The 26291-nt window shown below is 72.5% G+C and carries 25 protein-coding genes and 3 pseudogenes; 5 read left to right on the top strand and 23 right to left on the bottom strand.

Annotated elements, in window-relative coordinates; all coding sequences use genetic code 11:
- Positions 1-39: 39 nt before the first annotated feature.
- Together EFE23_RS09490 and recO are read right to left on the bottom strand one after the other, a co-directional pair.
- The gene (locus tag EFE23_RS09490) at positions 40-816 is read right to left on the bottom strand and encodes an isoprenyl transferase (protein WP_199736994.1); all 777 of its coding nucleotides are present in this window, start codon (positions 814-816) and stop codon (positions 40-42) included.
- Between the two features lie 32 nt (positions 817-848).
- Positions 849-1694: a DNA repair protein RecO gene (recO, locus tag EFE23_RS09485; protein WP_123240537.1), complete on the bottom strand. Its 846-nt coding sequence runs from the start codon at positions 1692-1694 to the stop codon at positions 849-851.
- A gap of 101 nt (positions 1695-1795) precedes the next feature.
- On the opposite strand from recO, the gene EFE23_RS09480 reads away from it, so the two are divergent.
- Positions 1796-2575: a DUF4097 family beta strand repeat-containing protein gene (locus EFE23_RS09480; RefSeq protein ID WP_123240536.1), complete on the top strand. Its 780-nt coding sequence runs from the start codon at positions 1796-1798 to the stop codon at positions 2573-2575.
- A gap of 99 nt (positions 2576-2674) precedes the next feature.
- On the opposite strand, the gene EFE23_RS09475 is transcribed toward EFE23_RS09480, so the two are convergent.
- The 10 genes and pseudogenes from EFE23_RS09475 to EFE23_RS09440 form a co-directional block, all read right to left on the bottom strand.
- Entirely contained in the window at positions 2675-3811 is a 1137-nt protein-coding gene (locus EFE23_RS09475) for an acyltransferase family protein (RefSeq protein WP_123240555.1), read from the bottom strand.
- A 192-nt stretch (positions 3812-4003) separates the two neighbouring features.
- On the bottom strand, positions 4004-4912 hold the full coding sequence (gene era, locus EFE23_RS09470) for a GTPase Era (RefSeq protein ID WP_123240535.1): 909 nt from the start codon (positions 4910-4912) through the stop codon (positions 4004-4006).
- Complete coding sequence (locus tag EFE23_RS09465; RefSeq protein ID WP_123240534.1) at positions 4909-5295, bottom strand: cytidine deaminase-like protein; 387 nt, start codon at positions 5293-5295, stop codon at positions 4909-4911. Before EFE23_RS09465 ends, era begins: the two co-directional genes overlap by 4 nt.
- Positions 5288-6685 (bottom strand): hemolysin family protein, encoded by a 1398-nt coding sequence (locus EFE23_RS09460; protein WP_199736993.1) that lies wholly within the window; start codon positions 6683-6685, stop codon positions 5288-5290. Before EFE23_RS09460 ends, EFE23_RS09465 begins: the two co-directional genes overlap by 8 nt.
- Positions 6661-7134, bottom strand: coding sequence for an rRNA maturation RNase YbeY (gene ybeY, locus EFE23_RS09455; RefSeq protein ID WP_123240532.1), 474 nt, complete (start codon positions 7132-7134; stop codon positions 6661-6663). The genes EFE23_RS09460 and ybeY overlap by 25 nt, the downstream gene beginning before the upstream one ends.
- Before the next feature lie 17 nt (positions 7135-7151).
- A pseudogene (locus EFE23_RS28820) lies at positions 7152-7514 on the bottom strand (PhoH family protein); the annotation flags it as partial.
- 267 nt (positions 7515-7781) lie between these two features.
- Positions 7782-8261 (bottom strand): annotated as a pseudogene (locus EFE23_RS28815) (LAGLIDADG family homing endonuclease); the annotation flags it as partial.
- A gap of 273 nt (positions 8262-8534) precedes the next feature.
- Positions 8535-9281: pseudogene (locus tag EFE23_RS28810) on the bottom strand (PhoH family protein); the annotation flags it as partial.
- Positions 9282-9411: 130 nt separating this feature from the next.
- Positions 9412-10788 (bottom strand): serine hydrolase domain-containing protein, encoded by a 1377-nt coding sequence (locus EFE23_RS09445; RefSeq protein WP_123240530.1) that lies wholly within the window; start codon positions 10786-10788, stop codon positions 9412-9414.
- Positions 10789-10809: 21 nt separating this feature from the next.
- On the bottom strand, positions 10810-11160 hold the full coding sequence (locus tag EFE23_RS09440; RefSeq protein ID WP_123240529.1) for a histidine triad nucleotide-binding protein: 351 nt from the start codon (positions 11158-11160) through the stop codon (positions 10810-10812).
- Between the two features lie 46 nt (positions 11161-11206).
- On the opposite strand from EFE23_RS09440, the gene EFE23_RS09435 reads away from it, so the two are divergent.
- Positions 11207-11968: an SDR family NAD(P)-dependent oxidoreductase gene (locus EFE23_RS09435; protein WP_123240528.1), complete on the top strand. Its 762-nt coding sequence runs from the start codon at positions 11207-11209 to the stop codon at positions 11966-11968.
- 455 nt (positions 11969-12423) lie between these two features.
- Here EFE23_RS09435 and EFE23_RS09430 read toward each other — a convergent pair whose 3' ends face one another.
- The 3 genes from EFE23_RS09430 to hrcA form a co-directional block, all read right to left on the bottom strand.
- Positions 12424-13158 (bottom strand): 16S rRNA (uracil(1498)-N(3))-methyltransferase, encoded by a 735-nt coding sequence (locus EFE23_RS09430; RefSeq protein WP_123240527.1) that lies wholly within the window; start codon positions 13156-13158, stop codon positions 12424-12426.
- A gap of 1 nt (position 13159) precedes the next feature.
- Entirely contained in the window at positions 13160-14299 is a 1140-nt protein-coding gene (gene dnaJ / locus EFE23_RS09425; protein ID WP_123240526.1) for a molecular chaperone DnaJ, read from the bottom strand.
- Positions 14300-14372: 73 nt separating this feature from the next.
- Entirely contained in the window at positions 14373-15395 is a 1023-nt protein-coding gene (hrcA, locus tag EFE23_RS09420; RefSeq protein ID WP_123240525.1) for a heat-inducible transcriptional repressor HrcA, read from the bottom strand.
- 194 nt (positions 15396-15589) lie between these two features.
- On the opposite strand from hrcA, the gene EFE23_RS09415 reads away from it, so the two are divergent.
- Positions 15590-16228, top strand: a complete 639-nt coding sequence (locus EFE23_RS09415) for a DUF4870 domain-containing protein (RefSeq protein WP_123240524.1) — start codon at positions 15590-15592, stop codon at positions 16226-16228.
- 39 nt (positions 16229-16267) lie between these two features.
- Here EFE23_RS09415 and hemW read toward each other — a convergent pair whose 3' ends face one another.
- Positions 16268-17491: a radical SAM family heme chaperone HemW gene (gene hemW, locus EFE23_RS09410; protein ID WP_199736991.1), complete on the bottom strand. Its 1224-nt coding sequence runs from the start codon at positions 17489-17491 to the stop codon at positions 16268-16270.
- A 19-nt stretch (positions 17492-17510) separates the two neighbouring features.
- Here hemW and EFE23_RS09405 point away from each other — a divergent pair, with 19 nt between their 5' ends.
- Together EFE23_RS09405 and EFE23_RS09400 are read left to right on the top strand one after the other, a co-directional pair.
- Positions 17511-18296 carry an enoyl-CoA hydratase-related protein gene (locus tag EFE23_RS09405; protein WP_123240554.1) on the top strand — a complete coding sequence of 262 codons (786 nt, stop codon included), beginning with the start codon at positions 17511-17513 and terminating at the stop codon, positions 18294-18296.
- A gap of 110 nt (positions 18297-18406) precedes the next feature.
- Complete coding sequence (locus EFE23_RS09400) at positions 18407-19270, top strand: hypothetical protein (RefSeq protein ID WP_199736990.1); 864 nt, start codon at positions 18407-18409, stop codon at positions 19268-19270.
- 27 nt (positions 19271-19297) lie between these two features.
- On the opposite strand, the gene EFE23_RS09395 is transcribed toward EFE23_RS09400, so the two are convergent.
- From EFE23_RS09395 to lepA, 7 genes are all read right to left on the bottom strand, one after another.
- Positions 19298-19942: an MOSC domain-containing protein gene (locus EFE23_RS09395; protein WP_123240521.1), complete on the bottom strand. Its 645-nt coding sequence runs from the start codon at positions 19940-19942 to the stop codon at positions 19298-19300.
- Positions 19943-19987: 45 nt separating this feature from the next.
- Positions 19988-20818, bottom strand: coding sequence for a carbohydrate ABC transporter permease (locus EFE23_RS09390; protein WP_123240520.1), 831 nt, complete (start codon positions 20816-20818; stop codon positions 19988-19990).
- Positions 20815-21801: a carbohydrate ABC transporter permease gene (locus EFE23_RS09385; RefSeq protein WP_123240519.1), complete on the bottom strand. Its 987-nt coding sequence runs from the start codon at positions 21799-21801 to the stop codon at positions 20815-20817. The genes EFE23_RS09390 and EFE23_RS09385 overlap by 4 nt, the downstream gene beginning before the upstream one ends.
- On the bottom strand, positions 21798-23090 hold the full coding sequence (locus tag EFE23_RS09380; protein ID WP_123240518.1) for a sugar ABC transporter substrate-binding protein: 1293 nt from the start codon (positions 23088-23090) through the stop codon (positions 21798-21800). Before EFE23_RS09380 ends, EFE23_RS09385 begins: the two co-directional genes overlap by 4 nt.
- A gap of 219 nt (positions 23091-23309) precedes the next feature.
- On the bottom strand, positions 23310-23591 hold the full coding sequence (locus EFE23_RS09375; protein WP_123240517.1) for a GlsB/YeaQ/YmgE family stress response membrane protein: 282 nt from the start codon (positions 23589-23591) through the stop codon (positions 23310-23312).
- A gap of 289 nt (positions 23592-23880) precedes the next feature.
- Positions 23881-24153, bottom strand: a complete 273-nt coding sequence (locus EFE23_RS09370) for a GlsB/YeaQ/YmgE family stress response membrane protein (RefSeq protein ID WP_123240553.1) — start codon at positions 24151-24153, stop codon at positions 23881-23883.
- A 257-nt stretch (positions 24154-24410) separates the two neighbouring features.
- Entirely contained in the window at positions 24411-26288 is a 1878-nt protein-coding gene (gene lepA / locus EFE23_RS09365) for a translation elongation factor 4 (RefSeq protein ID WP_123240516.1), read from the bottom strand.
- Between the last annotated feature and the right edge of the window lie 3 nt (positions 26289-26291).

Below are 26291 nucleotides of genomic sequence, written 5' to 3'. Positions count from 1 at the left end.
CGGATTGGTACCCAGCACGTCGCGGCGGTAAGCGTGACCTCAGACTCCCGGTGCCACCGGGTTGGGCAGCGCGCCGCCGAAGCGCCGGTCCCGCTGGGCGTAGAGCTCGCAGGCGTACCAGAGGTGGCGGCGGTCGAAGTCCGGCCAGAGGGTGTCGAGGAAGACCAGCTCGGCGTACGCGCTCTGCCAGAGCAGGAAGTTGGAGGTGCGCTGCTCGCCAGAGGGGCGCAGGAAGAGGTCCACCTCGGGGACCTCCGGGTGGTAGAGGTATTTCTGGATCGTCTTCTCGTTGACCTTGCCCGGGTCGAGCCGGCCGGCGGCCACGTCGCGGGCGATCGCGGCGGTCGCGTCGGCGATCTCCGCCTGGCCGCCGTAGTTGACGCAGAACTGCAGCGTCAGCGTCGAGTTGCCGCGGGACATCTCCTCGGCGGTCTGCAGCTCGGAGATCACGCTCTTCCACAGCCGGCCGGCCCGGCCGGACCAGACCACCCGGACACCGAGGTCGACGAGCTGGTCCCGGCGGCGGCGGATGACATCCCGGTTGAAGCCCATCAGGAAGCGGACCTCGTCCGGGGAGCGCCGCCAGTTCTCGGTGGAGAAGGCGTACGCCGACAGGTAGGGGATGCCCAGCTCGATGGCGCCCTCGATGGTGTCGAAGAGGCTGTACTCGCCCTGCTCGTGACCCTTGGTGCGGGGCAGGCCGCGCTCCTTGGCCCAGCGGCCGTTGCCGTCCATCACCACGGCGATGTGCCTGGGCAGCGCCTCGGCCGGCAGGGCCGGCGGCCGGGCACCCGACGGGTGCGGAGTCGGTGGCACCGGCGTACGCCGGCCGGCCCTCGTCGATCGGATCACTCGGTCTTCTCCCTGTTCGCACTCACCGGCCCCGGTCCGCGTCCGGATGCCGGCGGTGGGACCGTGCCGGACGCCGGGGCACCCCGGTCGACCAGCGGCAGCGAGCGTAGCGCGCGTTCCAGGTGCCACTGGAGGTGCGCCGCGACCAGGCCGCTGCACTCCCGGCGTACGCCGGTCTCGGTGGCGTCGGCGTACGCCCAGTCGCCGGTGGTCAGCGCGGACATCAGGTCGATGGTGGCCGGAGCGGGGTGGGCGGCGCCGGGCGGTCGGCAGTCCGGGCAGACCGCGCCCCCGGCCGGCACGGAGAACGCCCGGTGCCGGCCCGGGGTGCCGCACACCGCGCACGCGGTCAGCGCCGGCGCCCAGCCGGCGAAGGCCATCCCGCGCAGCAGGTACGCGTCGAGCACCAGGGTGGTGGCGTGCTCGCCGCGCGCGAGGGACTTCAGTGCGCCGAGGGTGAGCTGGAACAGCCGCAGGGACGGCTCCCGCTCCACCGGGGTGAGCCGCTCCGCCGTCTCGGCGATGGCGCTGGCCGCCGTGTAGCGGGGGTAGTCGCCGAGGAACCGCTTGCCGTACAGGTCGATCCCCTCGACCTGGCTGATGGTGTGCAGCGGGCTGCCCTGGTTTCCCTTGGGGTCACCGGCGAGTTGGAGGTCGACGTGCCCGAACGGCTCCAGCCGGGCGCCGAACCTGCTGGTGGTGCGGCGGACGCCGCGGGCCACCGCGCGCAGCCGGCCGTGCCGGCGGGTGAGCAGGGTGATGATCCGGTCGGACTCGCCCAGCTTCTGCACGCGCAGCACCACCGCGTCGTCGCGGTAGAGCTGTCGGCGGTACCCGGCCATCCGGCCATTCTCCCTCGGGGTGCGATCTCAGGGTCGGTTCGGGGTGGATCGGCGGTCGGACCCGGATGTGCGGAGCCGAGGCCCGGCCGTAGCGTCTCGGCATGGCTCTGCACCGGACCGCCGTGGCCGCCGCCGCGGCCACCACCCTGATCCTGCTCGCCGGGTGTGACACCCTCTCGTTCCGCCGGCTCGACTACGACGACACCGAGGCCGTGAAGATCACCCGGATCACCGTGCCGACCGGCGGCGCCGGCGACGTGACGGTCGACGCCACCGGGCCGGCCGGGCAGGTACGGATCAAGCGGGTGGTCCGCTACCAGGGCGGCCAGCCCGACACCCGGTACGAGGTCCGGGGCGACGAGCTGGTGCTGAACACCGACTGCGGCCCCCGGTGCACCGTCTCCTACCAGGTGACCGCCCCCGAGGGCGTGGCGGTACGCGGCGAGACCAGCTCCGGGAACGTCACGCTGAGCCAGGTCGGCGCGGTGGACTTCACGCTGCGCTCCGGCGACATCAGCGTGTCCGGCGCGCGCGCCGACGTCCGCGCCGAGACCACCTCGGGCAACATCGAGGTGGTCGACGCGGCCGGCGCGGTCCGGCTGCGCGCCTCCTCCGGCAACATCGACGGGCGTCGGCTCGCCGCCGGGGTGGACGCGGAGGCCACCTCGGGCAACGTCACCGTCGAGCTGGACCGGCCGGCCTCGGCCCGGTTGCGCGCCAGCAGCGGCGACGTCGAGCTGATCGTGCCCGCCGACCGGTACCGGGTGCGGGCGCACGCGGACGCCGGCGACACCGACCTCGGCGTACCGAACGACCCCACCGCGACCCTCCTGCTCGACATCTCCGCCACCAGCGGCAACGTCACGCTCAGCCACCGCTGACCCCGCGCGCCGCCCTCCCCTGCGCGCGCCGCCCTCCCCTGCGCGCAGTTTCACGGAAAGAGTGGTTATGGGCCGCGCGATGGCCCCTCTTTCCGTGAATCAGGCGCCTCGGCTGCTGCGGTCGGCGGCGGGGCGGCGGGGCGCCGGAACCCGCGGGGCGGCGGCCGGGACCAGGTCGGTCGACGCGGGGGCGGGGCTGGTCGGGGCGGTCGCGGCGCGGTCGGCGAGGGTCTGCCGGGAGCGGCCGGGGACCAGTTCCGGGGTACGCCGGGCCGCCAGGTCCTCCACCCCGCCCACCAGCAGGGCGACCACCCCGACCAGCGCGAACACCAGCACCACCCGGACGGCGAGGCCGAGCGGGTCACGCGGCGTCCAGCCGACCAGGCCGACCAGCGGGGTGAGCGCCACCACGAACGGCATGTGCCACAGGTAGACGGTCAGCGCGCGCCGGTTCAGCACGGTGACCGCCCGGCTCACCAGCGGGTGGCGATCCACCCAGGGCGCCTCGGCGGGGGCCCGGCCGATCGCGATCAGGATGAACGCCGCCGACCAGAGCGCGTTGCCGAGGTGGATGTCGTTCAGGTCGTAGCCGCGCGGGCCGAGGTGGGTGAAGATCCACATCAGTCCGGCGGCGCCGAGGACGAGCGCGGTGGGGACGAGGACCCGGTCGGACAGCCGGCGGAGCAGCCCGTCGTGGTGGGCGAAGCCGAGCAGCCAGGCGCCGAAGTACAGGCCGAACTCGCGCAGCACCGTCGGGGCGTCCGGGAAGATGCCGAACTCGATCGCGGCGAGCAGCGCGTACGGGGCGAGCAGGGTGGGCAGCGGCGCGCGGCGGAACAGCCCCAGGACCAGCGGCGAGGCCAGCACGAACCAGAGGTAGTCGCGCAGGTACCAGATGGGGCTCAGGGCCAGCCCGCCCCAGTAGTTGGCCGGCGGGTCGCTCACCGGAAAGAGCCAGAGCAGCACCTTCGGGGTCAGGGGCAGGCCGGTGAGCAGCATGGCCGGCACGAAGACCGCGGCCAGCACCCAGAGCGACGGCAGCAGGCGGCGCAGCCGGCGCGCCACCGCGGGCACCCCCGTCCGGTCCAGCGACGCGGCCATCAGCGAGCCGGCGAGCGCGAACATCACCGACATCGCGGGGAACGCCAGGGTGAGCGCGGCGTGACCGGTGACGTGGTAGACGACGACTCGGACGATGGCCAGGGAGCGGAGCAGGTCCAGGTATCGGTTTCGCATCAGCATGCATCTGGGTCCGGGGGCGGGGGCGAGGTTTCCCTACCCTCCGGTCCGAGCCGCGGAAACGACCAACGACCCCGGGTCAAAAGTGAGACTTCCCACAAAGTCGACTGATCCGAGCCACCCCGATGGAGGCTCCGGAAACGGCATCGCCGGCCCGGACGTGCCGGGCCGGCGATCGGGTGTGGCGCCTCAGAAGCCGAGCTTGCGCAGCTGCTTCGGGTCGCGCTGCCAGTCCTTGGCGACCCGGACGTGCAGGTCGAGATAGATCCGGGTGCCGAGCAACTCCTCGATCTGCCGGCGCGCGGTGGTGCCCACCGCCTTGAGCCGGCTCCCCCGGTGACCGATCACGATCGCCTTCTGGCTGGGCCGCTCCACGTACACGTCGGCATAGATCTTGGTGAGGTTGCCCTCCGGGATCATCTCCTCCACCACCACGGCGATGGAGTGCGGCAGTTCGTCCCGCACCCCCTCCAGCGCCGCCTCCCGGATCAGCTCCGCGACCAGCACCTGCTCGGGGTCGTCGGTGAGCATGTCGTCCGGATAGAGCTGCGGGGACTCCGGCAGGTATCCGGTCATCACGTCGACCAGGGTGTCCACCTGGTGCCCGGAGACCGCGCTCACCGGCACCACGTCGGCGAACTCGCCCAGCTCGCTCACCGCGAGCAACTGCTCGGCCAGCCGCTTCCGGTCCACCAGGTCGGTCTTGGTGACCACGGCCAGCACGGTCGCCTTCAGGCTGGCCAGCTCGCCGGTGATGAACCGGTCGCCCCGGCCGATCGGCTCGTTCGCCGGGATGCAGAGACCGATGACGTCGACCTCGCTCCAGGTCTCCCGGACCAGGTCGTTGAGGCGCTCGCCGAGCAGCGTGCGCGGCCGGTGCAGCCCCGGGGTGTCGACCAGGACGAGCTGCGAGTCCGGCCGGTGCAGCACCGCGCGGATGACGTGCCGGGTGGTCTGCGGCTTGTTCGAGGTGATCGCGATCTTGGTGCCCACGATGGCGTTGGTCAGCGTCGACTTGCCGGCGTTCGGCCGCCCGACGAAACAGGCGAAACCCGCACGGTACGGACGCGCCTGGTCCGGGTCGTGGACCCCGGTCACTCGACCACCGTGCCGAGGACGGTGCCGTCCGGCGCGGCCACGTGGATCGGCGCGTCGGCGGCGAGATCCCGGACGGCGGCGTGCCCCGCGCCGTCCAGCGTCGAGGCCTCGGTCACCACCACCGCCGCCTCCAGCCGGCTGGCCCCGGCGGCCACCGCCGAGGCGACCGCGAGCTGCAACGCGGTCAGGGTCAGCGAGGGCAGCGCCACGCTGGCCGCCGCGTACGTCCGGCCGTCCTGGTCGCGGACCGCCGCGCCCTCCACGGCGCCGACCCGGCCCCGCGCGCCGCGGGCCAGCACGACCAGCTTGGCGTCCTCGGCGCTCAGCTCGGCCGGGTCGGCAGGGGTGGGCCGGGCGGCCGGCACGGCGGAAGACTCAGGCATCGGCGGGCTGCCTCTCCTCGGTTCTGGTGTGGTTGTCACGGGACCCGGCGGAGTGCTCCCCGTCGGGGGTCGGCGCGGCCCGGCTCACCAGCACGGTGTCGATCCGGTTGCGCCGGCCGGTGGTGCCCTCGGCGATCAGCCGGAGCCCGGCCACCTCGGCCTCGGCGCCGGGGATCGGCACCCGGCCGAGCGACTGGGCCAGCAGGCCGCCGACCGTCTCCACCTCGTCGGTGGGCAGCTCGGTGTCGAACAGCTCGCCCAGATTCTCCACCGGCAGTCGGGCGGCCACCCGGACCGACCCGTCCGCCAGGTGCTCGACCGGCGGGCGTTCGACATCGTACTCGTCGGTGATCTCGCCGACGATCTCCTCCAGGATGTCCTCGATGGTGACCAGACCGCCGGTGCCGCCGTACTCGTCGACGACGATGACCAGGTGGTTGCGGGCGGCCTGCATCTCGGAGAGCAGGTCGTCGACCGGCTTGGACTCCGGCACGAAGGTCGCCGGCCGCATCAGCTCGGACACCGGCAGCTGCGCGGTGCGCGGATCGCCGCCCTGCGTACGCCGGATCAGGTCCTTGAGGTAGAGCACCCCGAGCACGTCGTCCACGCTGTCACCGATCACCGGAATGCGGGAGAAGCCGGAGCGCAGGAAGAGCACCAGCGCCTGAGCGAGGCTCTTGCGTTCCTCTATCCACACCATCTCGGTACGCGGCACCATCACCTCACGGGCGATGGTGTCGCCGAGCGCGAAGACCGAATGGATCATCTGCCGTTCGCCGTGCTCCACCACCCCGCGCTGCTCGGCCAGGTCGACCAGCTCGCGCAGCTCCACCTGGCTGGCGAACGGGCCCTCGCGGAAGCCCTTGCCCGGGGTGACCGCGTTGCCGATCAGGATCAGCAGCGAGGCGAGCGGATTGAGCGCCCGCCCCAGCCAGCGCACCAGCGGGGCGACCGCGCGGCCCACCGCGTACGCGTGCTGCCGGCCGATGGTGCGCGGTGCGACGCCGACCACCACGAAGCTGACCACGGTCATCGCCCCCGCGGTGACCAGGGCGGCCCGCCAGCCGGCGCCGAAGCTGTCCACCGCCACCAGCGCCACCAGCGTGGTGGCGGTCAGCTCGGCCAGCAGCCGGAGCAGGAGCAGCAGGTTGAGGTGGCGCACCACGTCACCGGCGACCGCCTGGAGGGTACGCGCGCCACGCGCACCGTCCCGGGCCAGCTCGGCGGCACGGGCCGGGGAGACGGCGGCCAGCGCCGCCTCGGTCATCGCGATCAGCCCGGCCAGCACCACCAGCCCCGCCGCGAAGACGATGAGCTGGAGATCGGGCAGGCCGGCGGGGGCGCCGCCGGCCGCCAGGGTGGCCATCACTTCGTCCGGGTCGACCGCCAGCTGGCCAGCAGCCGGGCCTGGAGACCGAACATCTCCCGCTCCTCCTCGGGCTCGGCGTGGTCGTAGCCGAGCAGGTGCAGCACGCCGTGCACGGTGAGCAGGTGCAGCTCGTCGGCGGCCGAGTGCCCGGCGGTGGCCGCCTGCTTGGCCGCCACCTCCGGGCAGAGCACGATGTCGCCGAGCAGGGCCGGCTCACCGCCGGCCGGGCCGCTCTCCCCCGGGCCGTGGTCGACGCTGCCCTCGTCCATGGGGAAGGCGAGCACGTCGGTCGGGCCGTCGCCACCCATCCAGCGGTGGTTCAGCTCCGACATGTAGTCGATGTCGACCAGCAGGACGGAGAGCTCGGCGAGGGGGTTGACCCCCATCTCGTCGAGAGCGTGCCGGGCGACGGCGAGCACGGCGTCGGTGTCGACCTCGACACCCGACTCGTTGGCGATCTCGATGGACAACTGTCTTCCTCTGGTGGTTAGCGGCGCCGGCCGGCCCGGCCGCCCTGGGCGGTCCGCCCCGGCACGGCGTGCACGCTCTGCGCCTGCTGGTTCTCCCGCTCGGCGTCCCAGCGGGCGTACGCGTCGACGATCTCGCCCACCAGCTTGTGGCGGACCACGTCGGAGCTGGACAGCTGGGCGAAGTGCACGTCCTCGACGTTGCTCAGGATCTCCCGGACCACCCGCAGGCCGCTGGTCGTCCCGCCGGGAAGGTCCACCTGGGTGACGTCACCGGTGACCACGATCTTGGAACCGAAGCCGAGCCGGGTGAGGAACATCTTCATCTGCTCGGGCGTGGTGTTCTGCGCCTCGTCCAGGATGATGAACGCGTCATTCAGTGTGTTGTGGGTGACCAGAAAGTCATCGGTCACGTACAGCGAGTCCTCCGCCGCGACCTGGATGCACATCGTCTCCTGCACCCCGGCCGGGATGATCGAGTCGATGAAACGCATGGGCCGGCCGCCGCCGTGCTCGTCGTACAGGCGACGTTTGCGGGCCAGTCGGAACGGCGGGACTCCGGCAGGAAGCCGAATCTCCACCACGTAGCAGTCGGCCCGGTACGGAACCGGACGCCCGTTGGCCAGGCCGGGCTTGCGCCCGTCCGCCTCGCGTACCCGCCAGGTGGCCACCCCGCCGAGCGACTGGACCAGGTACACCACGTCGTCCCGCAGGCGCGGCGACGTCGTCGAGTACTGCACCCGGCAGGTCCGCCCGGCCTGGGTGACCGGGCCGCCGTCGGTGTCGAGCAGCCCTTGGAGCACGGCCAGCCGGACGTCGAGGCTGTTGGTCTTGTAGACCTCGGGCACGAACTTGGTGCCCGAGGTCGTCCCGGCCAGCTCCAGCTCGCGCAGCACCGCCGTCACCGGATTGGCGACGATCACGCCGCCCCGGTGACCGCTGACGTGCCGCAGCACGTAGTCGTAGTCACTCTTACCGACGAGTTCGACATCGGGGAGCGCCTGCTCCAGCGCAACGGCCAGTTCCGGGTCCGCGGTGGTGAACGCCGGCGTCGTCCGGCACGAGATCGAGCCGTCCCCGAGGAGCAGACCGAGCGCGTACGGGTCGAGCGGAACGTCCTGCGACTCCATCTGCACGGGAGCCACGACCGGAAGTTCGTACCGGCGGGTGTGGCCCCGCCACTCCTTGCCGATCATGTCCCGCGTCTCGATGGTGCGGCGGCGGCCGCGCCGCTTGTCGTCCGGCGTGGCGACCGTCCAGAGGTGCTCGCCGCAGGCGACGGTGGACGCGCCGTCCTGGGTGGTGACCCGGTAGGTCTGCTTCGGCCCCTGCGGGTAGATGCCGATCACCGGGGTCGGCGTCCCGTTCGAGCCGATCACCAGGTCACCGACCCGGAGTGACCCGAACGGCTTGAAGCCCTCCGGCGTCAGGACCCGAGCGTCATACGGCTGCGCCCGTCCCCGCATGTATGCCAGGGGCGCCACCTCAATGGTGCCGGCGGCCATCAGCTTCGGGATCGACTCCGGGTCGAGCATGTCGTGCAGCGCGTCGTAGAGCGGCCGCAGGTAGGGGTCGATCTTCTCGTTCAGGGTGCCGGGCAGGAAGCCCAGCCGCTCCCCCGCCTCGACCGCCGGCCGGGTCAGGATGATCCGGTTGACCTGCTTGGCCTGGAGCGCCTGAACGGCCTTCGCCATGGCCAGGTAGGTCTTGCCGGTGCCGGCGGGGCCGATGCCGAAGACGATCGTGTGCGCGTCGATCGCGTCGACGTAGCGCTTCTGACCGAGCGTCTTGGGACGGATGGTGCGTCCGCGCCGGGAGAGGATGTTGAGCGTCAGGACCTCGGCGGGCCGCTCGGCGCTGCCCTGCTCGAGCATGCCGACGGTACGCCGGACGGCGTCAGTGGTCAGGGTCTCGCCTTTCTCGATGAGTTCGAGCAGCTCACTGAAGAGACGCTCGGCGAGGGCGTTGTCCGCGGGCGCACCGGTGATGGTGATCTCGTTGCCGCGCACGTGGACGTCACTGTTGACCGAGCGTTCGACGAGGCGGAGGATCTCGTCGCCCGCGCCGAGCAGGTTCACCATGATCTTCTGGTCGGGGACCGTGATCCTGGTCTGCACCCGGGGCGGGCCGGGAGGTGGGGTGCCGGTCATAGATCGGGCCGTCGGGCCCTACGCCACCTGCTCTCGATCTCGGCGCCGGGCCCTGCTGGCGCGGCGGTCGTGACATCCATCGTATCGTTCCAACACCGCCCGCAACTCGCCCATTTCCGCCGGTAGGAGATCAACTGCCGGTCCGGAAGTCGTACCGGTCGAAGGTCTCCTGGTGCCGGCTGAACCGGTAGGTGGCCCAGTGCATCCGGACCACCGCGCCGCGCTCGTCCCGGGTCAGCCGGAGCAGCTCGCCCGCCTCCCGGCCGGACACCGTGCGGAACACGTCCGGGCGGTCCGGCAGCGGCGCGAACACCGCCGGCGGCTTGCCGGCCGGGTCGTCGGCGCCCCGGGCCCGCAGCGCCCCGTCGTGCCAGGAGAAGACGTACTCGAAGCCCTCGCCCCACCAGCGGCCCAGCACGCCGCGCAGGTGCTCGGGGGCGGGCGGTCCGGGACGCCACGGCTCGATCTCGGCCGGGTCGTGCTCGGCGGCGGCGGCGAGCAGCCGGTGCGTGAGCTCGAACACCTCCGTGCCGGTGCCGGAGGAGCCGAGCACCGCGCAACCCATCGCGCCGGCCGTGCCGTCCCCGCCCCGGCGGCCGTAGACGGCGGCCAGGAAGCCGGGCATCGCCCCGTCGTGCCCCACGTGCACCACCCGTCCCGGCTGCGGCACCAGGATCAGCCCGAGCCCGAAGCCGGCCGCCCAGAGCGTCTCGTCGGTGGTGGTGAGCGGCCAGCGCATCTCGTCCAGGGTGCCCGGGGCGAGCACCGCGCCGGCCGGGTCGAGCGCGGCCGGGTCGGCCAGGAAGGCCGCCCAGCGGGCCATGTCCGTCGCGGTGCTCCAGAGCTGCGCGGCCGGGGCCACCGCGCCGAAGTCGGCCGGCGGCTCCGGACGCGCCTCGTCGGAGTACGCGTCGACCAGGAACCCGGTCGCGGCCCGCTCGCCCGGCGTCGGGCCGGTGGCAGTCAGCCCGAGGGGGGCGAGCACCCGGTCGGCCAGCACCTCGGCCCAGGTACCGCCGCGCAGCCGGGCGGCCAGCTCGCCGAGGAGCGCCAGCCCGAGGTTGGAGTAGTGGAAGCGCCGGCCGGTCGGCAGCACCCGCTCCACCCGGGCCAGGTCGGCGAGCAGCCCCGTCACGTCGGGCGCGCGCAGGGTGTCCCAGACGTCGCCGTGCGGTTCGCGCTGCAGGCCCGCGGTGTGCGACAGCAGCCGGCGTACGGTCAGCTCGCCGTGCGCCGGCAGGTCGAGGTGCCGGCCGATCGGGTCGTCCAGGTCGAGCAGCCCGTCGTCCCGGCACTGCATGACCAGCACGGAGGTGAAGGTCTTGGTGACCGAGCCGATCCGGAACACCGTCTCGACGTCGAGCGGGGTGTCGTTGCCGGTCCCGCCGACCGCGCAGGTCCAGAGCGGCCGGTCGGCCCGGTGCAGGGCCACCGAGACCGCCGGGATCCGGCCCTCGGCCTGGGCCTGCCGCACCATCCGGCCGAGCCGGTCATGCACCGTGATCATGAGGGCAGTCTAGGGACGGCGTCAGCGGCACAGCATCGGACCGAGCGGAGCGCCGCCGAGCAGATGCGCGTGCGCGTGGAAGACCTCCTGGCCGGCGTGCGGTCCGGTGTTGAACATCAGCCGGAATCCGTCGCCGGTCAGGCCCTCCTCCTCGGCCACCACGGCGGCCGTGGCCAGCACCTCGCCGGCCAGCCCCGGGTCGGCCTCGGCGAGGGTGGCGACGTCCGCGTAGTGCTCCTTGGGGATCACCAGGACGTGGACGGGCGCCTTGGGGTCGATGTCCCGGAAGGCGAGGGTGGTGGCGGTCTCGCGCACGATGGTCGCCGGGATCTCGCCCGCGACGATCCGGCAGAACAGGCAGTCGGTTCCCATCGGGGCATGGTAAGTGCCCCGGTCGCCGTCCGGCATGATGTGCCGCGTGACTTCTCGGGCGGTACTGGTGACGGGGGCCTCGCGCGGCATCGGGCGCGCGGTGGCGCGGGCGTTCGCGGCGGGCGGGGACCGGGTGGCGATCCACCACCGGGACTCGGCTGGGCTGGCCGAGGCGCTGCGGGCGGAACTGCCCGGCGAGGGGCACGTGGTGGTCCGCGCCGACCTCGCCGATCCGGAGGGGGTCCGCGCCATGGTCGACGAGGCCGCCGACCGGCTCGGCGGCCTGGACGTCCTGGTCAACAACGCCGGGGTGTACGGACCCCGGGACCTCCCGCACCCGGTCTTCGGCAACACCTACGAGCAGTGGCGCGAGCAGTGGCGGCTGGTGCTGGAGACCAACCTGACCGGGGCCGCCAACGTCACCTGGTGCGCCGCCCAGCACATGCGTGGACGCGGCGGGCGGATCGTCAACGTGTCGTCCCGGGGCGCCTTCCGGGGGGAGCCGGAGCAGCCCGCGTACGGGGCGAGCAAGGCAGGGCTGAACGCGCTCGGGCAGTCCCTTGCGCTCGCCCTGGCGCCCTACGGCATCGCGGTGGCGACCGTCGCGCCCGGCTTCGTCGAGACAGACATGACCACCACGCACCTCAGCGGCGAGCGGGGCGACGCGATCCGGGCCCAGTCCCCGTTCAACCGGGTGGCCCGCCCCGAGGAGATCGCCGCCGCCGTCCACTGGCTCGCCAGCCCCGAAGCCGAGTGGGCCTCCGGCACCATCGTCGACCTCAACGGCGCCTCCTACCTGCGCAGCTGACCCTTCCTACCGGCGGCACCGCCAACCGGCGCTCGACGTCCCATCCGGCACGGCACCGCGCCATCCGGCGGCGCGGCCCGGCTCGTCCCCGGCGCGGCCCGGCTCGGCGTGGCGCGGTCACCCCCACCATTCCTTGAGACCGACATGTCTCGGAGACATGTTTATGTCTCCGAGACATGTCGCTCTTCGGTCTTCCATCTCCCGGAACGCGGGCCCAGCGGGGGCGACGGCATCGGTGCGGGGCCGGGGCCGGGGTAGGCCGGGCGCGGCGGGGACCAGGACGCCGGCGGCGCACACCGGACGGGGCCGAGCCCCGGAGTAGGCCGGGCACGGCGGGGACCAGGACGCTGACGGCGCACACACCGGACGGGGCCGGCCGCGCGCAGTTGCTGCCCAGCCGCGAGGTTGCCCGGCGCGGGAGCGGTGGGCTCAGGGCCGGGCGAGGCGCGGGCCGGTCACCAGCGGGACAGGCGGGTGGCGAGGACGCTGAGGGCGGCCACGCCGGCCGTCGAGGTGCGCAGGACCGAGGGGCCGAGGCGGACGGGGCGGGCTCCGGCCTCGGCGAACGCGCTCAACTCCCGGTCGGCGATGCCGCCCTCGGGGCCGATCACCAGCACGATCTCGCCGGTCTCCGGCAGCTCGGCGGTGGTCAGGCGCTCCTGGGCCTCCTCGTGCAGCACGAAGGCGGCGGCCGCCCCGGCGATCCGGCGCGCGACGGTGGTCGTGGACTCGTCGGGCGTACCGGCCACCACCGGCAGCCACGCCCGGCGGGCCTGCTTGGCCGCCTCCCGGGCGGTGGCCGCCCACTTCTCCCGGGCCCGTACGCCCCGGTCACCGCGCCACTGCACAACGGAGCGGGACGCCGACCAGGGGACGATCTCGTCCACCCCGACCTCGGTCATCGCCTGCACGGCCAGCTCACCCCGGTCGCCCTTGGCGACGCCCTGCACCACCACGAGCCGGGGGACGGACGCGTCGACGTACCCCCGGGAGGTGACCCGCAGGTCGAGGGTGCCCTTGCCGACGGCGTCGACCACGGCGGCGGCGGTGCCGCCCCGGCCGTCAGCGAGCAGCAGCTCCTCGCCGACGCGCAGCCGCTGCACCGTGGCCGCGTGGTGCCCCTCCGGGCCGTCCAGCGTCAGCCGATCGCCGGTGGGCAGCGCCTCGACCAGGAACAGCGGCGCCGACACCTCAGGCGTGCCCGTTGAAGGCGTCGCGCATCCGGGAGAAGAAGCCGCCCTGCTTGGTCAGCTCGGCGACCTCCTCGCCCCGGGTCTTGGCGAACTCGCGCAGCATCCGCTCCTGGTCGGCGTCGAGCTTGGTCGGGGTACGCACGTCCAGGTGGACGTAGAGGTCGCCCCGGCCGGTGCCGCGCAGGTGCGGTACGCCCCGGGCGCGCAGCCGCAGGGTGCTGCCCGGCTGGGTGCCGGCCTTGACGTCGACCGTCTCCTCGCTGTCCAGCGTCTTGATGGTCAACCGGGTGCCCAGCGCCGCGGCGGTCATCGGCACGGTGACCCGGCAGTGCAGGTCGTCGCCCTTGCGGGAGTAGACGTCGTGGGGGCGCTCGTGGATCTCCACGTAGAGGTCGCCGGCCGTGCCGCCGCCCGGGCCCACCTCGCCCTGCTGGGCCAGCCGGATCCGCATGCCGTCCTCGACGCCCGCCGGGATCTTGACGGTGAGCGAGCGGCGGGTGCGTACCCGGCCGTCGCCGGCGCAGGTCGGGCAGGGGTGCGGGATGGTGGTGCCGTAGCCCTGGCACACCGTGCACGGCCGGGCGGAGACCACCTGGCCGAGGAAGGTCCGCTGCACCGACTGCACCTCGCCCCGGCCACCGCACGCCTCACAGGTGGCGAGGTGGGTGCCGGCCGCGGTGCCGGCGCCGGAACAGGTGGTGCAGAGCACGGCCGTGTCCACGGTGATCGGCGCCTCGACGCCGAACGCGGTCTCGTTGAGGTCCAGCTCCAGCCGCAGGATCGCGTCGGCGCCCGGCCGGGTACGCGGCCGCGGCCCGCGCGAGCCGCCGGCCGCGCCGCCGAAGAACGCGTCCATGATGTCCTGGAAGCCGACGAACGGCCCGGCGCCCCCCGGACCCCCCGGGCCGGCGCCGCCGCCCGGGGCGAGCGGGTCGCCGCCCAGGTCGACGATCTGCCGTTTCCGGTCGTCCGAGAGGACCTCGTACGCGGCGTTGATGTCCTTGAACTTCTCCTGTGCCTCCGGGTCCGGATTCACGTCCGGGTGGAACTGCCGCGCCAGCTTGCGGTAGGCGCGCTTGATCTCGTCGTCGGAGGCGTCCCGGCTGACGCCGAGAATGCCGTAGTAGTCCCTGGCCACTGCGTTCGGTGTCCTCGTGTTTCGTCTCGCGTTGCGCCGCGCCGGCCGCAGGTCGGCCGTCGGCCCTGACTGGTCAGTTCTGGGCCAGCAGTTCGCCCACGTAGCGTGCCACGGCGCGCACCGTGGCGATGGTGCCGGGGTAGTCCATCCGGGTCGGCCCGAGCACCCCGAGCCCACCCACGATGGTGCTGCCCGGGCCGTACCCGGTGCTCACCACCGAGGCGGCGCGCAGGTTGTCGATCTCGTTCTCGTCGCCGATCAGCACCCGGGTGGTGCTCGGCTCCGCCTCGCCGATCAGCTTGAGCAGCACGACCTCCTCCTCGAGCGCCTCGAGGATCGGCCGCAGCGAGCCCTGGAAGTCGAGCAGGCCGCCCCGGGTGAGGTTGGCCGTGCCGGCCAGCGCGATCCGCTCCTCGTGCCGCTCGACCAGCGTCTCCAGCAGCACGGTGGAGAGCGTCGCCATGGCCGGGCGCAGCCGCGGCGAGGCCTCGTCGACCAGCGCCTGGACCAGCGGCGGCGTCTCCGACAGCCGGCTGCCGACCAACTTCTCGTTGACCAGGCGACGCAGGTCAATGACGTCGTCGGCGGGCACCGGACCGGGCAGCTCCACCAGCCGCTGCTCGACCCGGCCGGTGTCGGCGATCATGACCACCATCAGCCGGGTGGTGGAGATCGGCACCAGCTCCAGGTGGCGCACCTTGGACCGGGCCAGGCTCGGGTACTGCACGACGGCGACCTGGCGGGTGAGCTGGGCCAGCAGCCGGACCGTGCGGTGCACCACGTCGTCCAGGTCGACCGCGCCGACCAGGAAGCGCTCGATGGCGCGGCGCTCGGCGGGGCTGAGCGGCTTGACCCGGGAGAGCCGGTCGACGAAGAGCCGGTAGCCACGGTCGGTGGGCACCCGGCCGGCACTGGTGTGCGGCTGCCGGATGTAGCCCTCCTCCTCCAGCACGGCCATGTCGTTGCGCACGGTCGCCGGGGAGACGCCCAGATGATGGCGCTCGACCAGGGACTTGCTGCCGACCGGCTCCTGCGTGGCGACGTAGTCCTCGACGATCGCGCGCAGCACGGCGAGCTTGCGGTCGTCGAGACCCATCTCCCCCACCTCCTGATGCCGACTGGCACTCGACTGTAGCGAGTGCCAGTCTACGTCGGCGTGCCCCCCGACGCGATGATCAGCGACGGCCCCCCGGTGCGGCCCGCCGCACACCCCGCCAGAGCCGTTCAGCCGGACATCCCGGGCGGAGTCGCTCTGGTGCGCCCTTGCGCGCCGGACCTACCGTGTCGTCCATGACTGAACCTCCTCGCCCTCCCGGAGCGGGGGACCCCGGCGCCCAGCCGCCGGAGGCAACCCCGCCGTCGGCCCCCTACGGCTCGTCGCCGGCGGCCGAGCCTCCCACCGCACCACTGTCCGGGGCCCCGGGCGGGGGCGGCTATCCCCCGCCCGGTGACTATCCGCCGCCCTCCGGCGGCCAGCCGCCGTCAGGCGGCTACCCACCCCCTGGTGGCTACCCCCCGCCGGGCGGCCAGCCCCCGCCGGGTGTCGGGTACCCGACCGGCGGCTCGTACGGTCCGCCCGCCGGCTACGCCAACAACGAGGACAAGACCTGGGCCCTGGTCGCCCACTTCGGCGGCGCGGCCGGCGCGCTGATCAGCTTCGGCCCGCTGGGTTTCGTCGCCCCGCTCGTCGCCTACCTGGCCCGGGGTCAGCAGTCGCCGACCGTCCGGGCGCACGCACTGGCCGCGCTGAACTTCCAGATCCTCTGGTCGATCATCGCGTTCGTGCTGCTCTTCGTGAGCTGGTGCCTGCTCTTCCTGCCCAGCATCGCGGTGGTGGTGATCCAGATCCTGTTCGGGATCATCGCCGGCATGCGGGCCAACGAGGGGCAGCCATACCGCTACCCGATGTCGGCCAGCTTCATCAAGTGACCCCGGCCCCGGCCGGCCTCCGGGCCGGCCGGGTCACGGTCAGGGCAGCAGATCGCGGACCACCGCGTCGGCCAGCAGCCGGCCGCGCAGGGTGAGCACCGCCCGGCCCGCGGCGTACCGGTCGGCCGCCAGCAGACCCTCGGCGAGGGCGCGGTCGGCCGCCGCCCGCCCCGCCGCGTCCAACACGTCCAAGGGCAGGCCGGTGGCGAGCCGCAGCCGCAGCATCACGTCCTCCATGTGCGCCTCCGCCGGGGTGAGCAGCTCCCGGGCCAGGCCCGGGGACTCCCCCGCCGCCAGGCGCTCCGCGTACGTGCTGGGGTGCTTGACGTTCCACCAGCGCACCCCGCCGACGTGGCTGTGCGCCCCGGGGCCGAGGCCCCACCAGTCGGCACCGGTCCAGTAGAGCAGGTTGTGCCGGCACCGGGCCGCCTCGGAGCGGGCCCAGTTGGAGACCTCGTACCAGGCGAAGCCGGCCGCGTCGAGGGCGGCCTCCGCGGCCAGGTAACGGTCCGCCGCCACGTCGTCGGAGGGGTACGGCAGCTCGCCCCGGCGCATCCGCGCGGCCAGCCGGGTGCCGTCCTCCACGATCAGGGCGTACGCGCTGACGTGGTCGACGCCCGCCGCGACCACCCGGTCCAGCGAGGCGGCGAAGTCCTCCGCGCTCTCCCCCGGCGTGCCGTAGATCAGGTCCAGGTTCACGTGGTCGAACCCGGCGTCCCGCGCCTCCAGCGCGGCGGCGGTGGCCCGCCCGGCGCTGTGCTGCCGGTCGAGGATCGCCAGCACCCCGGGCGCGGCGGACTGCATGCCCAGCGAGATCCGGGTGTAGCCGGCCGCCCGCAGCGCCTTCAGCGACTCCGGGGTGACCGACTCCGGATTGGCCTCGGTGGTCACCTCGACGTCGGCGGCCAGCCCCCAGGTGCGGTCGATGCCGTCCAGGATCCGGGCCAGGTCGTCGGCCGGCAGCAGGGTGGGCGTGCCGCCGCCGACGAAGACGGTGTCCACCCGGGGCGGCGGGGTGTCGCCGAGCACCCGCCCGGCCAGCGCCAGCTCGGCCAGCACCGTGTCGGCGTACGCCTCCCGGCTGGCCCCGCCGCCCAGCTCGGCGGCGGTGTACGTGTTGAAGTCGCAGTAGCCGCAGCGGCTCGCGCAGAACGGCACGTGCACGTACACGCCGAAGCCGCGCGCGCCGACGGCACGGCGGGCGGCAGCGGGCAGCGAGCCGTCCCGCGGGACGGCCTCGCCTTCTGGAAGAGCGCCGGGCATGGCCACTAGTGTGCCCGGCATGACCTCTCCGGACGCTCTCGTGCGGGTCGCCACGGCCCGTGGGGTGACCACCCTCACCCTGGACAGCCCGCACAACCGCAACGCGCTCTCCACCCCGCTGATGACCGAACTGCTGGCCGGGCTGGCCGCGGCGGTCGCCGACGACGCGGTCCGGGTGATCGTGCTGGACCACACCGGGCCGGTCTTCTGCTCCGGGGCGGACCTGAAGGAGACCGCCGCCGCGTACGCCAGCGGGACGGTGCCCGCCGGGATGCTGGGCGACGTGCTGGTCGCGGTCCGGGAGTGCCCGAAGCCGGTGCTGGCGAAGGTGGCCGGGCCGGCGCGGGCCGGCGGCCTGGGCCTGATCGCGGCGGCCGACCTGGCGATCTGTGCGGAGGAGGCGACGTTCGCCTTCACCGAGGTACGGATCGGGGTGATCCCGGCGGTGATCTCGGCGACCGTGCTGCCCCGGCTGCACCCGCGGGCGGCCGCCGAGCTGTACCTGACCGGCGACACCTTCGACGGTCGGCGGGCCGCCGAGATCGGCCTGGTCACCGCGGCGGTGCCGGCCGACGGCCTGGACGCGGCGGTGGCGGGTTACTGCGCCTCACTGGTGAAGGGCGCGCCGAAGGCGCTCGCCGGCACCAAGGAGCTGCTGTGCCGCCCGGCCGCCACCGACCTGCGCGCGGAGATCGCCGAGCTGGCCACCCTCTCCACCGGGTACTTCCTCTCCGACGAGGGCCGGGAGGGCGTCCTCGCGTTTCGGGAAAAGCGACCCGCCGCCTGGGTGCCCACCGGAGACTGACCCCGTCGGGCGCGCGGCGTGGTCGGCCGGTGACTCTGCGGGAGACAGCCGGTCGGCCGACCCGGTCCGCCCATCCGGACACGTAGTCTTGCGGACGGTCGGGACAGGAGGTGCGGGTGCGAACTCGGGTGGGGATCGTGGCGGCCGGGGTGGCGGTCTGCGTGCTGGCCCTGCTCGGCGTCTGGTTCGTGGCCAAGCAGTTCGGGCAGCCGCTCCGCCTGCCGATGGCCAGCCGCACCTGCACCGTCCAGGCCGACGGGCGGGTCGTGCTCGGCGCCGACCAGATGGCCAGCGCGGCCACCATCGCGGCCATCGGGGTGCAGCGGCAGATGCCCGAGCGGGCCGTGGTGGTGGCGCTGGCGACCGCGTACCAGGAGTCGCACCTGCGCAACATCGCGCACGGCGACCGGGACTCGCTCGGGCTGTTCCAGCAGCGCCCGAGCCAGGGGTGGGGCACCCCGCAGCAGATCCGCGACCCGCGCTACGCGGCGAACAAGTTCTACGCGGCGCTGAAGAAGGTCAAGGGCTGGCAGAAGATGCGGGTGACCGAGGCCGCCCAGCGGGTGCAGCGGTCGGCCTACCCGGAGGCGTACCAGAAGTGGGCGGACGAGGCCGAGGTCCTCACCCGGGCGCTGCTCGGCGACGCGACCGGCGCGGTGGCCTGCACGGTCGGGCCGACGCCGACGATGCGCGGCCCGGCCGCCGTGACCGCGCTGGTGCAGAACCTGGCCCTGGACTGGGGGGTGCCCGGGCTCGCCGCGCCGACCGACCTGACCGACTTCACGCTCCCCGCCACCGACAGCCGGATCGGCTGGCGGTACGCCCACTGGCTGGTGTCGCACGCCGACGACCACGGGGTCAAGCGGGTCCGCTTCGGCGGCCTGGAGTGGACCGCCGAGCACGGCACCTGGGACAAGGTGCGCGGCGGCGACGCGGCGACCCAGGTGCGCGCGGAGGTCTTCGCCGCGACCTGACCCGGGCCCACGGCGCGGGGCGGCGGCTCAGGCGGGGGTGACGCCGAGCCGCCGGCGGACCTTCTCCCGGATCGCCTCGGGCAGCTCCGGCACGTCGAGCAGGCCGGGCAGCAGCTCGGGCTCCCGGGTGGTGGCCCGGAACACCTGGCCGATGGTGACCCCGTGCGCCGGGCGGTCCACCACCTCGACCGGGTCGCCGGCGCCGACCTCGCCCTCCCGCAGCACCCGCAGGTACGCCCCGGGCGCGGCCCGCACGGTGAACCGCTTGATCAGGTCGGGCCTCCCCCAGTAGCCGGCGAACGTGGTGCACGGGGTACGCGGCTTGGTCACCTCCAGCAGGGCGGTGCCGACCGCCCAGCGCTCACCGATCACCGCTCCGGTGACGTCCACCGCGTACGTGGTCAGGTTCTCGCCGAAGGCGCCCGGCCGCAGCGACCGGCCCAGCTCGGCGGCCCACCAGCCGGCGTCCTCCTCGGCGTACGCGTACACGGCCTGGTCGGGCCCGCCGTGGTGGGCCAGTTCGCCGATGAAGTCGCCGGCCAGGCCGGCGAACCGGACCGCCACCGGGCCGTCGGCCGGCCGCTTGTCGATCCCGCTGCGGCCGCTCGGGTCGCCCGCCCACTCCGCCTCGGTCACCACACCGAGGTTCACCGCCGCCAACCTGCCCGTCATGGCGGTCAGCCTAGTGCCGGGCCCGGCGGCCGAGGCATCCGGCGATCAACCCTTGACCGCGCCGGCCACCAGGCCGGAGACCATCCGACGCTGGACCAGCAGGAAGAACACGATCACCGGCAGGGTGAACAGCGTGGAGGCGGCCATCACCGAGCCCCAGGCGGTGTCGTCGCGGCCGAAGAAGAAGGTCATGGCGACCGGCAGGGTGTACTTGTGCTGGTCGCTGATGAAGGTCAACGCGAAGATCAGCTCGTTCCACGCGGTGATGAAGGAGAAGATGCTGGTGGCGACCAGGCCGGGGGCGACCAGCGGGAAGAGGACCTTGCGGAAGGTCTGGGCCCGGCTCGCCCCGTCGATCGCCGCCGCCTCCTCCAGCTCCTTCGGCACCGCGGCCACGAAGCCGCGCAGCATCCAGACCGCGAACGGCAGGGAGAAGCCCAGGTAGGTCAGGATGAGGCTGGGCAGGGTGTTGTAGAGCCCGAGCCGCTGGATCATCAGGAACAGCGGGATGACCAACGCCTCCAGCGGGATCATCTGCACCACGAGCAGCAGGATCAGGAACGTGGTGCGCAGCCGGAACCGGAACCGCGCCACCGCGGTCGCGGCGAGCAGCGCGACCAGCCCGCTGAGCAGCACGGTCGCCACCGCGACCAGCGCGCTGTTGAGGAAGAAGTCGGCGAAGGTCACGCCCGGGATGAGGTTCCCGGTGAGGATCTCCCGGTAGTGCTCCAGGGTCGGCTTCGCCGGCACCGGGCGCGGCGTGGCCGAGAAGATCTCCCGGTTCGGCTTCAGCGAGGTGGCGACCATCCAGTAGACCGGGAAGGCCGCGAAGAGCGCGACTAGCAGGCCGGCGGCGTTGAGGGCGACCTTCTTCACGACTCGTCCTCCTGCCGGAGCACCATGCGGACGTACAGGGCGGTGACGACGAGCAGGATCAGGGTGAGGATGACCGCGATCGCCGACCCGAGACCGTACTTGGGCGGGGGCGAGAACGCCTCCGCGTACGAGTAGATCGAGAGCATGAAGGTCGAGCGGTCCTGGGTGCCGCCGGCCAGCACGAACTGCTGGGTGAAGACCTTGAAGTCCCAGATGGTGGAGAGCACCACCAGGATGCCGAAGACCGGGCGCAGCATCGGGAAGGTGACCGACCAGAACACCCGCCACGGTCCGGCGCCGTCGACGCGGGCGGCCTCCTGGAGCTCGCTCGGCACGCTCTTCAGCCCGGCCAGCACGCTCACCGCGATGAACGGGAACGAGTGCCAGACCACCACCAGGGTGAGGATCGCGAAGAAGAGCAGCGGGTCGTTGAACCAGCCGTAGCCGGTCCAGTCACTGCGCCCGAAGAGCGTGCTGGACAACCCGTCCGGGAGCTTGTTGAACAGCCAGGTGACCAGGCCGCTGGTGTCGTCGAAGATCCACTTCCAGACGATGGTGCCGGTCAGCGCCGGGGTGGCCCAGGCCAGCATCACGCAACTGGCCACGAAGGTGGCCATCTTCCGACCGAGCCGGTTGAGCAGCAGCCCCACCAGGGTGCCGAGGATCATGGTGAGCGCCACGTTGGCAGCGGCGAAGAGCACGGTGTTGCGCAGCACCGTACGGAAGAACGGGTCGCCGAGGATCTGGGCGTAGTTGCCCAGGCCGATCCACGGCCACTCGCGGTCCCCCCGTAGCTGCCGGACGCTGTCCAGCTTGTAGAAGGACATCATCACGACCTGGCCGAGGGGCCAGAGCAGCAGCACCGCGATGATCGCCAGGCAGGGCAGAAGCAACAGGTACGGGAGACGGTCCACCCGGCGACGCCGCCGCGCGGGGGTCTCCCGCGCGGCGGCTTCGCCGGGGCTCTTGGTCAGTAAGCTCACTTGCTGTTCAAGATGCCTTCCATCTCGGTGGCCGCGTCGGCGGTGGCCTTCTCGACCGTCTTCTGGCCCTTGATGACCGAGCTGTTCATCGCCTGGGTCACCGTCTTGGTCCGGCTGACCTCGACCCACTTCGGGGTGAGCGGGGTCAGCTTGGTGTTCTGCATGGCGGTGGCGCAGGCGGCCATCACCTTGTCGTTGGCGTAGTTGGCGCCGCCCACCAGGTCCTTGTAGACCGGGAAGAAGCCGAGGCTGCTGGCGAACTCCTGGTCCTTCTGCTTGCTCAGCAGCACGGTCAGGTAGTCCCAGGCCAGGTCCTGCTTCTTGCTGTCCTTCCAGAGGGCGATGTCGGAACCGCCGGCGAAGGCCGGGGCCGGCTTGCCGTCCGGGCCGGGGATCGGGAACGTACCCCAGACCTTCTCGATGTCCGGGTTGTCCTTCTTCATCGCGCCGCCCTGCCAGCAGCCGGCGAAGGCCATGGCGGCCTTACCGGTGGCGAACTGCGTCCGGGCGTCGATCTCGTTCCACCCCGCGGCGGCCGGCGGGGCGACCTTCTGCACGGTCACCAGGTCGGTCCAGTACTTGACCGCCTTCTGCGCCTCCGGGGTGTTGTAGCCGGACTTCCAGGTGTCGCCCTGCTTGGTGGCGATCTCGGCCCCGGCGGCCCAGAGGAAGGAGTAGAACGGCAGCTCCGAGTTGCCGGGCAGGGCGATGCCGTAGGTGCCGGGCTTCTTGGCCTGCACGGCCTTCGCGGCGGCGACCAGCTCGTCCCAGTTGGTCGGCGGCTTCACGCCGGCCTCGGCGAACCAGTCGGTGCGGTAGAAGATGGCCCGCACGCCGGCGTACCACGGGACGCCGTACTGCTTGCCGTCGAGCTGGGCGTTCTTGACCAGGTCGGGGAGGATGTCCTTCCCCTCGGACCAGCCGTTGAACCGGTTCGAGACGTCGGCGAGGGCCTCCTGGGCCGCCCAGCCCTGGGTCTCGGTGTTGCCCAGCTCGGTGACGTCGGGGCCCTCCCCGCCGGCGAGCGCGGCCTGGAACTTCTTCGGCGCCTCGAGCCAGGGGATGTACTGCACCACCACGTCGGTCTCGGGGTGCTTCTTCTTGAACTCCGCCTCGACGGTGTCGAGGAACTTGGTCTGGGCGTCGCCACCGTCGCCCATCATCCAGACCGTCAGCTTGCTGTTGTCCGCGGCCTTGTCATCGTCCCCGGAGCCACCGCACCCGGCCAGCACCATCGCGGCAGAGGCCACGATGGCGGTGACCGGAGCCAGCCGCTTCCACCTGTTCACGCCATATCTCCCTCGCGCCGTTTGGCACTAACCTTCCACGCCGCACCTTAGTAGGAAAATTTCCTTTACAACAGGGGGCATTCGCGACGGTGGGGCGAGGCGACCGTATCGCAGCCGGCCGCCCCGGCGGCAGGGGTGCGGTCCGGGCAGGTCAGGGCATACGCCAGCGGGCGCCCGACCGGTAGGTCGGACGCCCGCGCAGCGTTCAGGGGGTGCGGGTCAGTAGCGCGAGACGCTGCGCCGACGGCCCACGCCGGCCACCAGGGCCACGGCGATGGCGGCCAGCACGACCTGCACCAGCAGTTCCATCCAGTCGATGCCGGCCGTCTCGGTCGCGATGCCCAGGGCCCGGGCCAGCACGGTACCGAGCAGCGCGGCGCCCACGCCGATCAGCATGTGCAGCCAGATCGGCATGTTCTGGCGGCCCGGAACGACCAGGCGACCCAGAGCGCCGACGATCAGACCAACAATGAGCGCGGTGATGATGCCCGTTACGGTCATGGTCGTTCTCCTCCTCGAAAGGTGTCTCACACGGGGGTCGTGTTCGCTGTCCGACCGCTAATTTCCCGACCGGCGGAAACCCCAAACCGACTTCGGTGATGAACTGGACCGAACCGTTGCGGCCTGCGCTTTCGCGCCGGAAATCTCCTCCGGGCCGCCGGTTCGGACATCGATCGCGGCCATCCCGGCCAATTTCGGCCAGACACTGGCGGCTTGCCCCGTCGGCGCAGACGCGAGCGGGCGCCCGACCGGTAGGTCGGACGCCCGCGCAGCGTTCAGAGGGTGCGGGTCAGTAGCGCGAGACGCTGCGCCGACGGCCCACGCCGGCCACCAGGGCCACGGCGATGGCGGCCAGCACGACCTGCACCAGCAGTTCCATCCAGTCGATGCCGGCCGTCTCGGTCGCGATGCCCAGGGCCCGGGCCAGCACGGTACCGAGCAGCGCGGCGCCCACGCCGATCAGCATGTGCAGCCAGATCGGCATGTTCTGGCGGCCCGGAACGACCAGGCGACCCAGAGCGCCGACGATCAGACCAACAATGAGCGCGGTGATGATCCCCATGACGGTCACGGTCGCTCTCCTTCGAAGTCGGTTTCACACCTTGTGTGTGGTTCCTGTCGTGACCGGTAAGTGCCCGACCCGCCGAGAAACCAAACCGACTCATCGAGAAACGCCCCTGCCGACCGCCGCCGCCGGCACCGCGCAACGCCGCCCCGAACGGACGATCGCGCAGGCCGCGGGGGGGGGGAATGCGGGCGGATCCGGCGGCGGGCCGCCCCGGGAGAAAATTCCCCGGGTACGCGGAGACGGCCGGTGGCCTACTTCTTGCCGGGGGCCTTGCCGTCCCCGGAGTCGGAGGAGAGCGCCGCGATGAAGGCCTCCTGCGGGACCTCCACCCGGCCCACCATCTTCATCCGCTTCTTGCCTTCCTTCTGCTTCTCCAGCAGCTTGCGCTTCCGGCTGATGTCACCGCCGTAGCACTTGGCGAGCACGTCCTTGCGGATGGCGCGGATGGTCTCCCGCGCGATCACCCGGCTGCCGATGGCGGCCTGGATCGGCACCTCGAACTGCTGGCGCGGGATCAGGGTGCGCAGCTTCGCCGCGATGGTGGTGCCGTAGTTGTACGCCTTGTCCTTGTGCACGATCGCGCTGAACGCGTCGACCGGCTCACCGTGCAGCAGGATGTCCACCTTGACCAGGTCGGACGCCTGCTCGCCGGAGGGCTCGTAGTCCAGCGAGGCGTAACCCTTGGTGCGGCTCTTCAACTGGTCGAAGAAGTCGAAGATGATCTCGGCGAGCGGCAGGGTGTAGCGCAGCTCCACCCGGTCGGCGGAGAGGTAGTCCATGCCCAGCAGGCTGCCCCGGCGGCCCTGGCACAGCTCCATCACCGCGCCGACGTAGTCGTTCGGGGTGAGCACGGTGGCCCGCACCGTCGGCTCGTACACCTCGGCGATCTTGCCGGTCGGGTACTCGCTCGGGTTGGTCACCACGATTTCCTGGCCGTCCTCCGTGATCGCCCGGTAGACCACGTTCGGCGCGGTGGAGATCAGGTCGAGGTTGAACTCCCGCTCCAGCCGCTCCCGGATGATCTCCAGGTGCAGCAGGCCGAGGAAGCCGCAGCGGAAGCCGAAGCCCAGCGCGCCGGAGGTCTCCGGCTCGTAGACCAGCGCGGCGTCGTTCAGCTTGAGCTTGTCGAGCGCCTCCCGCAGGTTCGGGTAGTCCGACCCGTCGATCGGATAGAGACCCGAGTAGACCATCGGCTTCGGGTCCTTGTAGCCGCCGAGCGCCTCCTTGGCCGGGTTGCCGTTGATGGTGACGGTGTCACCGACCCGGGACTGCCGGACGTCCTTCACCCCGGTGATCAGGTAGCCCACCTCGCCGACGCCCAGCGCGTCGGCCTTCACCATCTCCGGCGAAATGACGCCGATCTCCAACAGCTCGTGGACCGCGCCGGTGGACATCATCTTGATCCGGTCCCGGGCGGAGATCCGGCCGTCGACCACCCGGACGTAGGTGACCACGCCGCGGTAGACGTCGTACACCGAGTCGAAGATCATCGCCCGGGCCGGGGCGTCCGCCTCACCGACCGGGGGCACGAACTGCCGGACGATCTCGTCGAGCAGGTAGGGCACGCCCTCACCGGTCTTGCCGGAGACCTTGATGCAGTCCGCCGGGTCCCCGCCGATCAGGTGGGCGAGCTCCTCGGCGTACTTCTCCGGCTGCGCGGCCGGCAGGTCGATCTTGTTGAGCACCGGGATGATGTGCAGGTCGTTCTCGAGGGCCAGGTAGAGGTTGGCCAGGGTCTGCGCCTCGATGCCCTGCGCCGCGTCGACCAGCAGGATCGCGCCCTCGCAGGCGGCCAGGGACCGGGACACCTCATAGGTGAAGTCGACGTGACCCGGGGTGTCGATCATGTTCAGCACGGCGCTCTCGCCGGCCCGGTCGCCCTCCCGGACGGTCCACGGCATGCGGACGGCCTGGCTCTTGATGGTGATGCCGCGCTCGCGCTCGATGTCCATCCGGTCGAGGTACTGGGCGCGCATCTGCCGGGGGTCGACCACGCCGGTGAGCTGCAGCATCCGGTCGGCCAGGGTCGACTTCCCGTGGTCGATGTGGGCGATGATGCAGAAGTTCCGGATGCGCGCCGGGTCGGTGGCACCAGGAGCGTTCGCGCCGGGATCGAGCGTCGGTGGCACAGC

Source organism: Micromonospora solifontis (assembly GCF_003725545.1).
GTDB classification, from domain to species: Bacteria; Actinomycetota; Actinomycetes; order Mycobacteriales; family Micromonosporaceae; genus Micromonospora; species Micromonospora solifontis.
Note: the sequence above shows the minus strand (reverse complement) of the source record. Positions and strands in the feature narration are given on the sequence as shown.

Coding starts and splice junctions, on each gene's coding strand:
- EFE23_RS09440 (WP_123240529.1), bottom strand. CDS start 11,160: ATGGGAACCGACTGCCTGTTCTGCCGGATCGTCGCGGGCGAGATCCCG.
- EFE23_RS09475 (WP_123240555.1), bottom strand. CDS start 3,811: ATGCGAAACCGATACCTGGACCTGCTCCGCTCCCTGGCCATCGTCCGA.
- EFE23_RS09375 (WP_123240517.1), bottom strand. CDS start 23,591: ATGACCGTAACGGGCATCATCACCGCGCTCATTGTTGGTCTGATCGTC.
- EFE23_RS09415 (WP_123240524.1), top strand. CDS start 15,590: ATGACTGAACCTCCTCGCCCTCCCGGAGCGGGGGACCCCGGCGCCCAG.
- EFE23_RS09405 (WP_123240554.1), top strand. CDS start 17,511: ATGACCTCTCCGGACGCTCTCGTGCGGGTCGCCACGGCCCGTGGGGTG.
- recO (WP_123240537.1), bottom strand. CDS start 1,694: ATGGCCGGGTACCGCCGACAGCTCTACCGCGACGACGCGGTGGTGCTG.
- EFE23_RS09370 (WP_123240553.1), bottom strand. CDS start 24,153: ATGGGGATCATCACCGCGCTCATTGTTGGTCTGATCGTCGGCGCTCTG.
- EFE23_RS09480 (WP_123240536.1), top strand. CDS start 1,796: ATGGCTCTGCACCGGACCGCCGTGGCCGCCGCCGCGGCCACCACCCTG.
- EFE23_RS09465 (WP_123240534.1), bottom strand. CDS start 5,295: ATGCCTGAGTCTTCCGCCGTGCCGGCCGCCCGGCCCACCCCTGCCGAC.
- EFE23_RS09395 (WP_123240521.1), bottom strand. CDS start 19,942: ATGACGGGCAGGTTGGCGGCGGTGAACCTCGGTGTGGTGACCGAGGCG.
- hemW (WP_199736991.1), bottom strand. CDS start 17,491: ATGCCCGGCGCTCTTCCAGAAGGCGAGGCCGTCCCGCGGGACGGCTCG.
- hrcA (WP_123240525.1), bottom strand. CDS start 15,395: ATGGGTCTCGACGACCGCAAGCTCGCCGTGCTGCGCGCGATCGTCGAG.
- EFE23_RS09445 (WP_123240530.1), bottom strand. CDS start 10,788: ATGATCACGGTGCATGACCGGCTCGGCCGGATGGTGCGGCAGGCCCAG.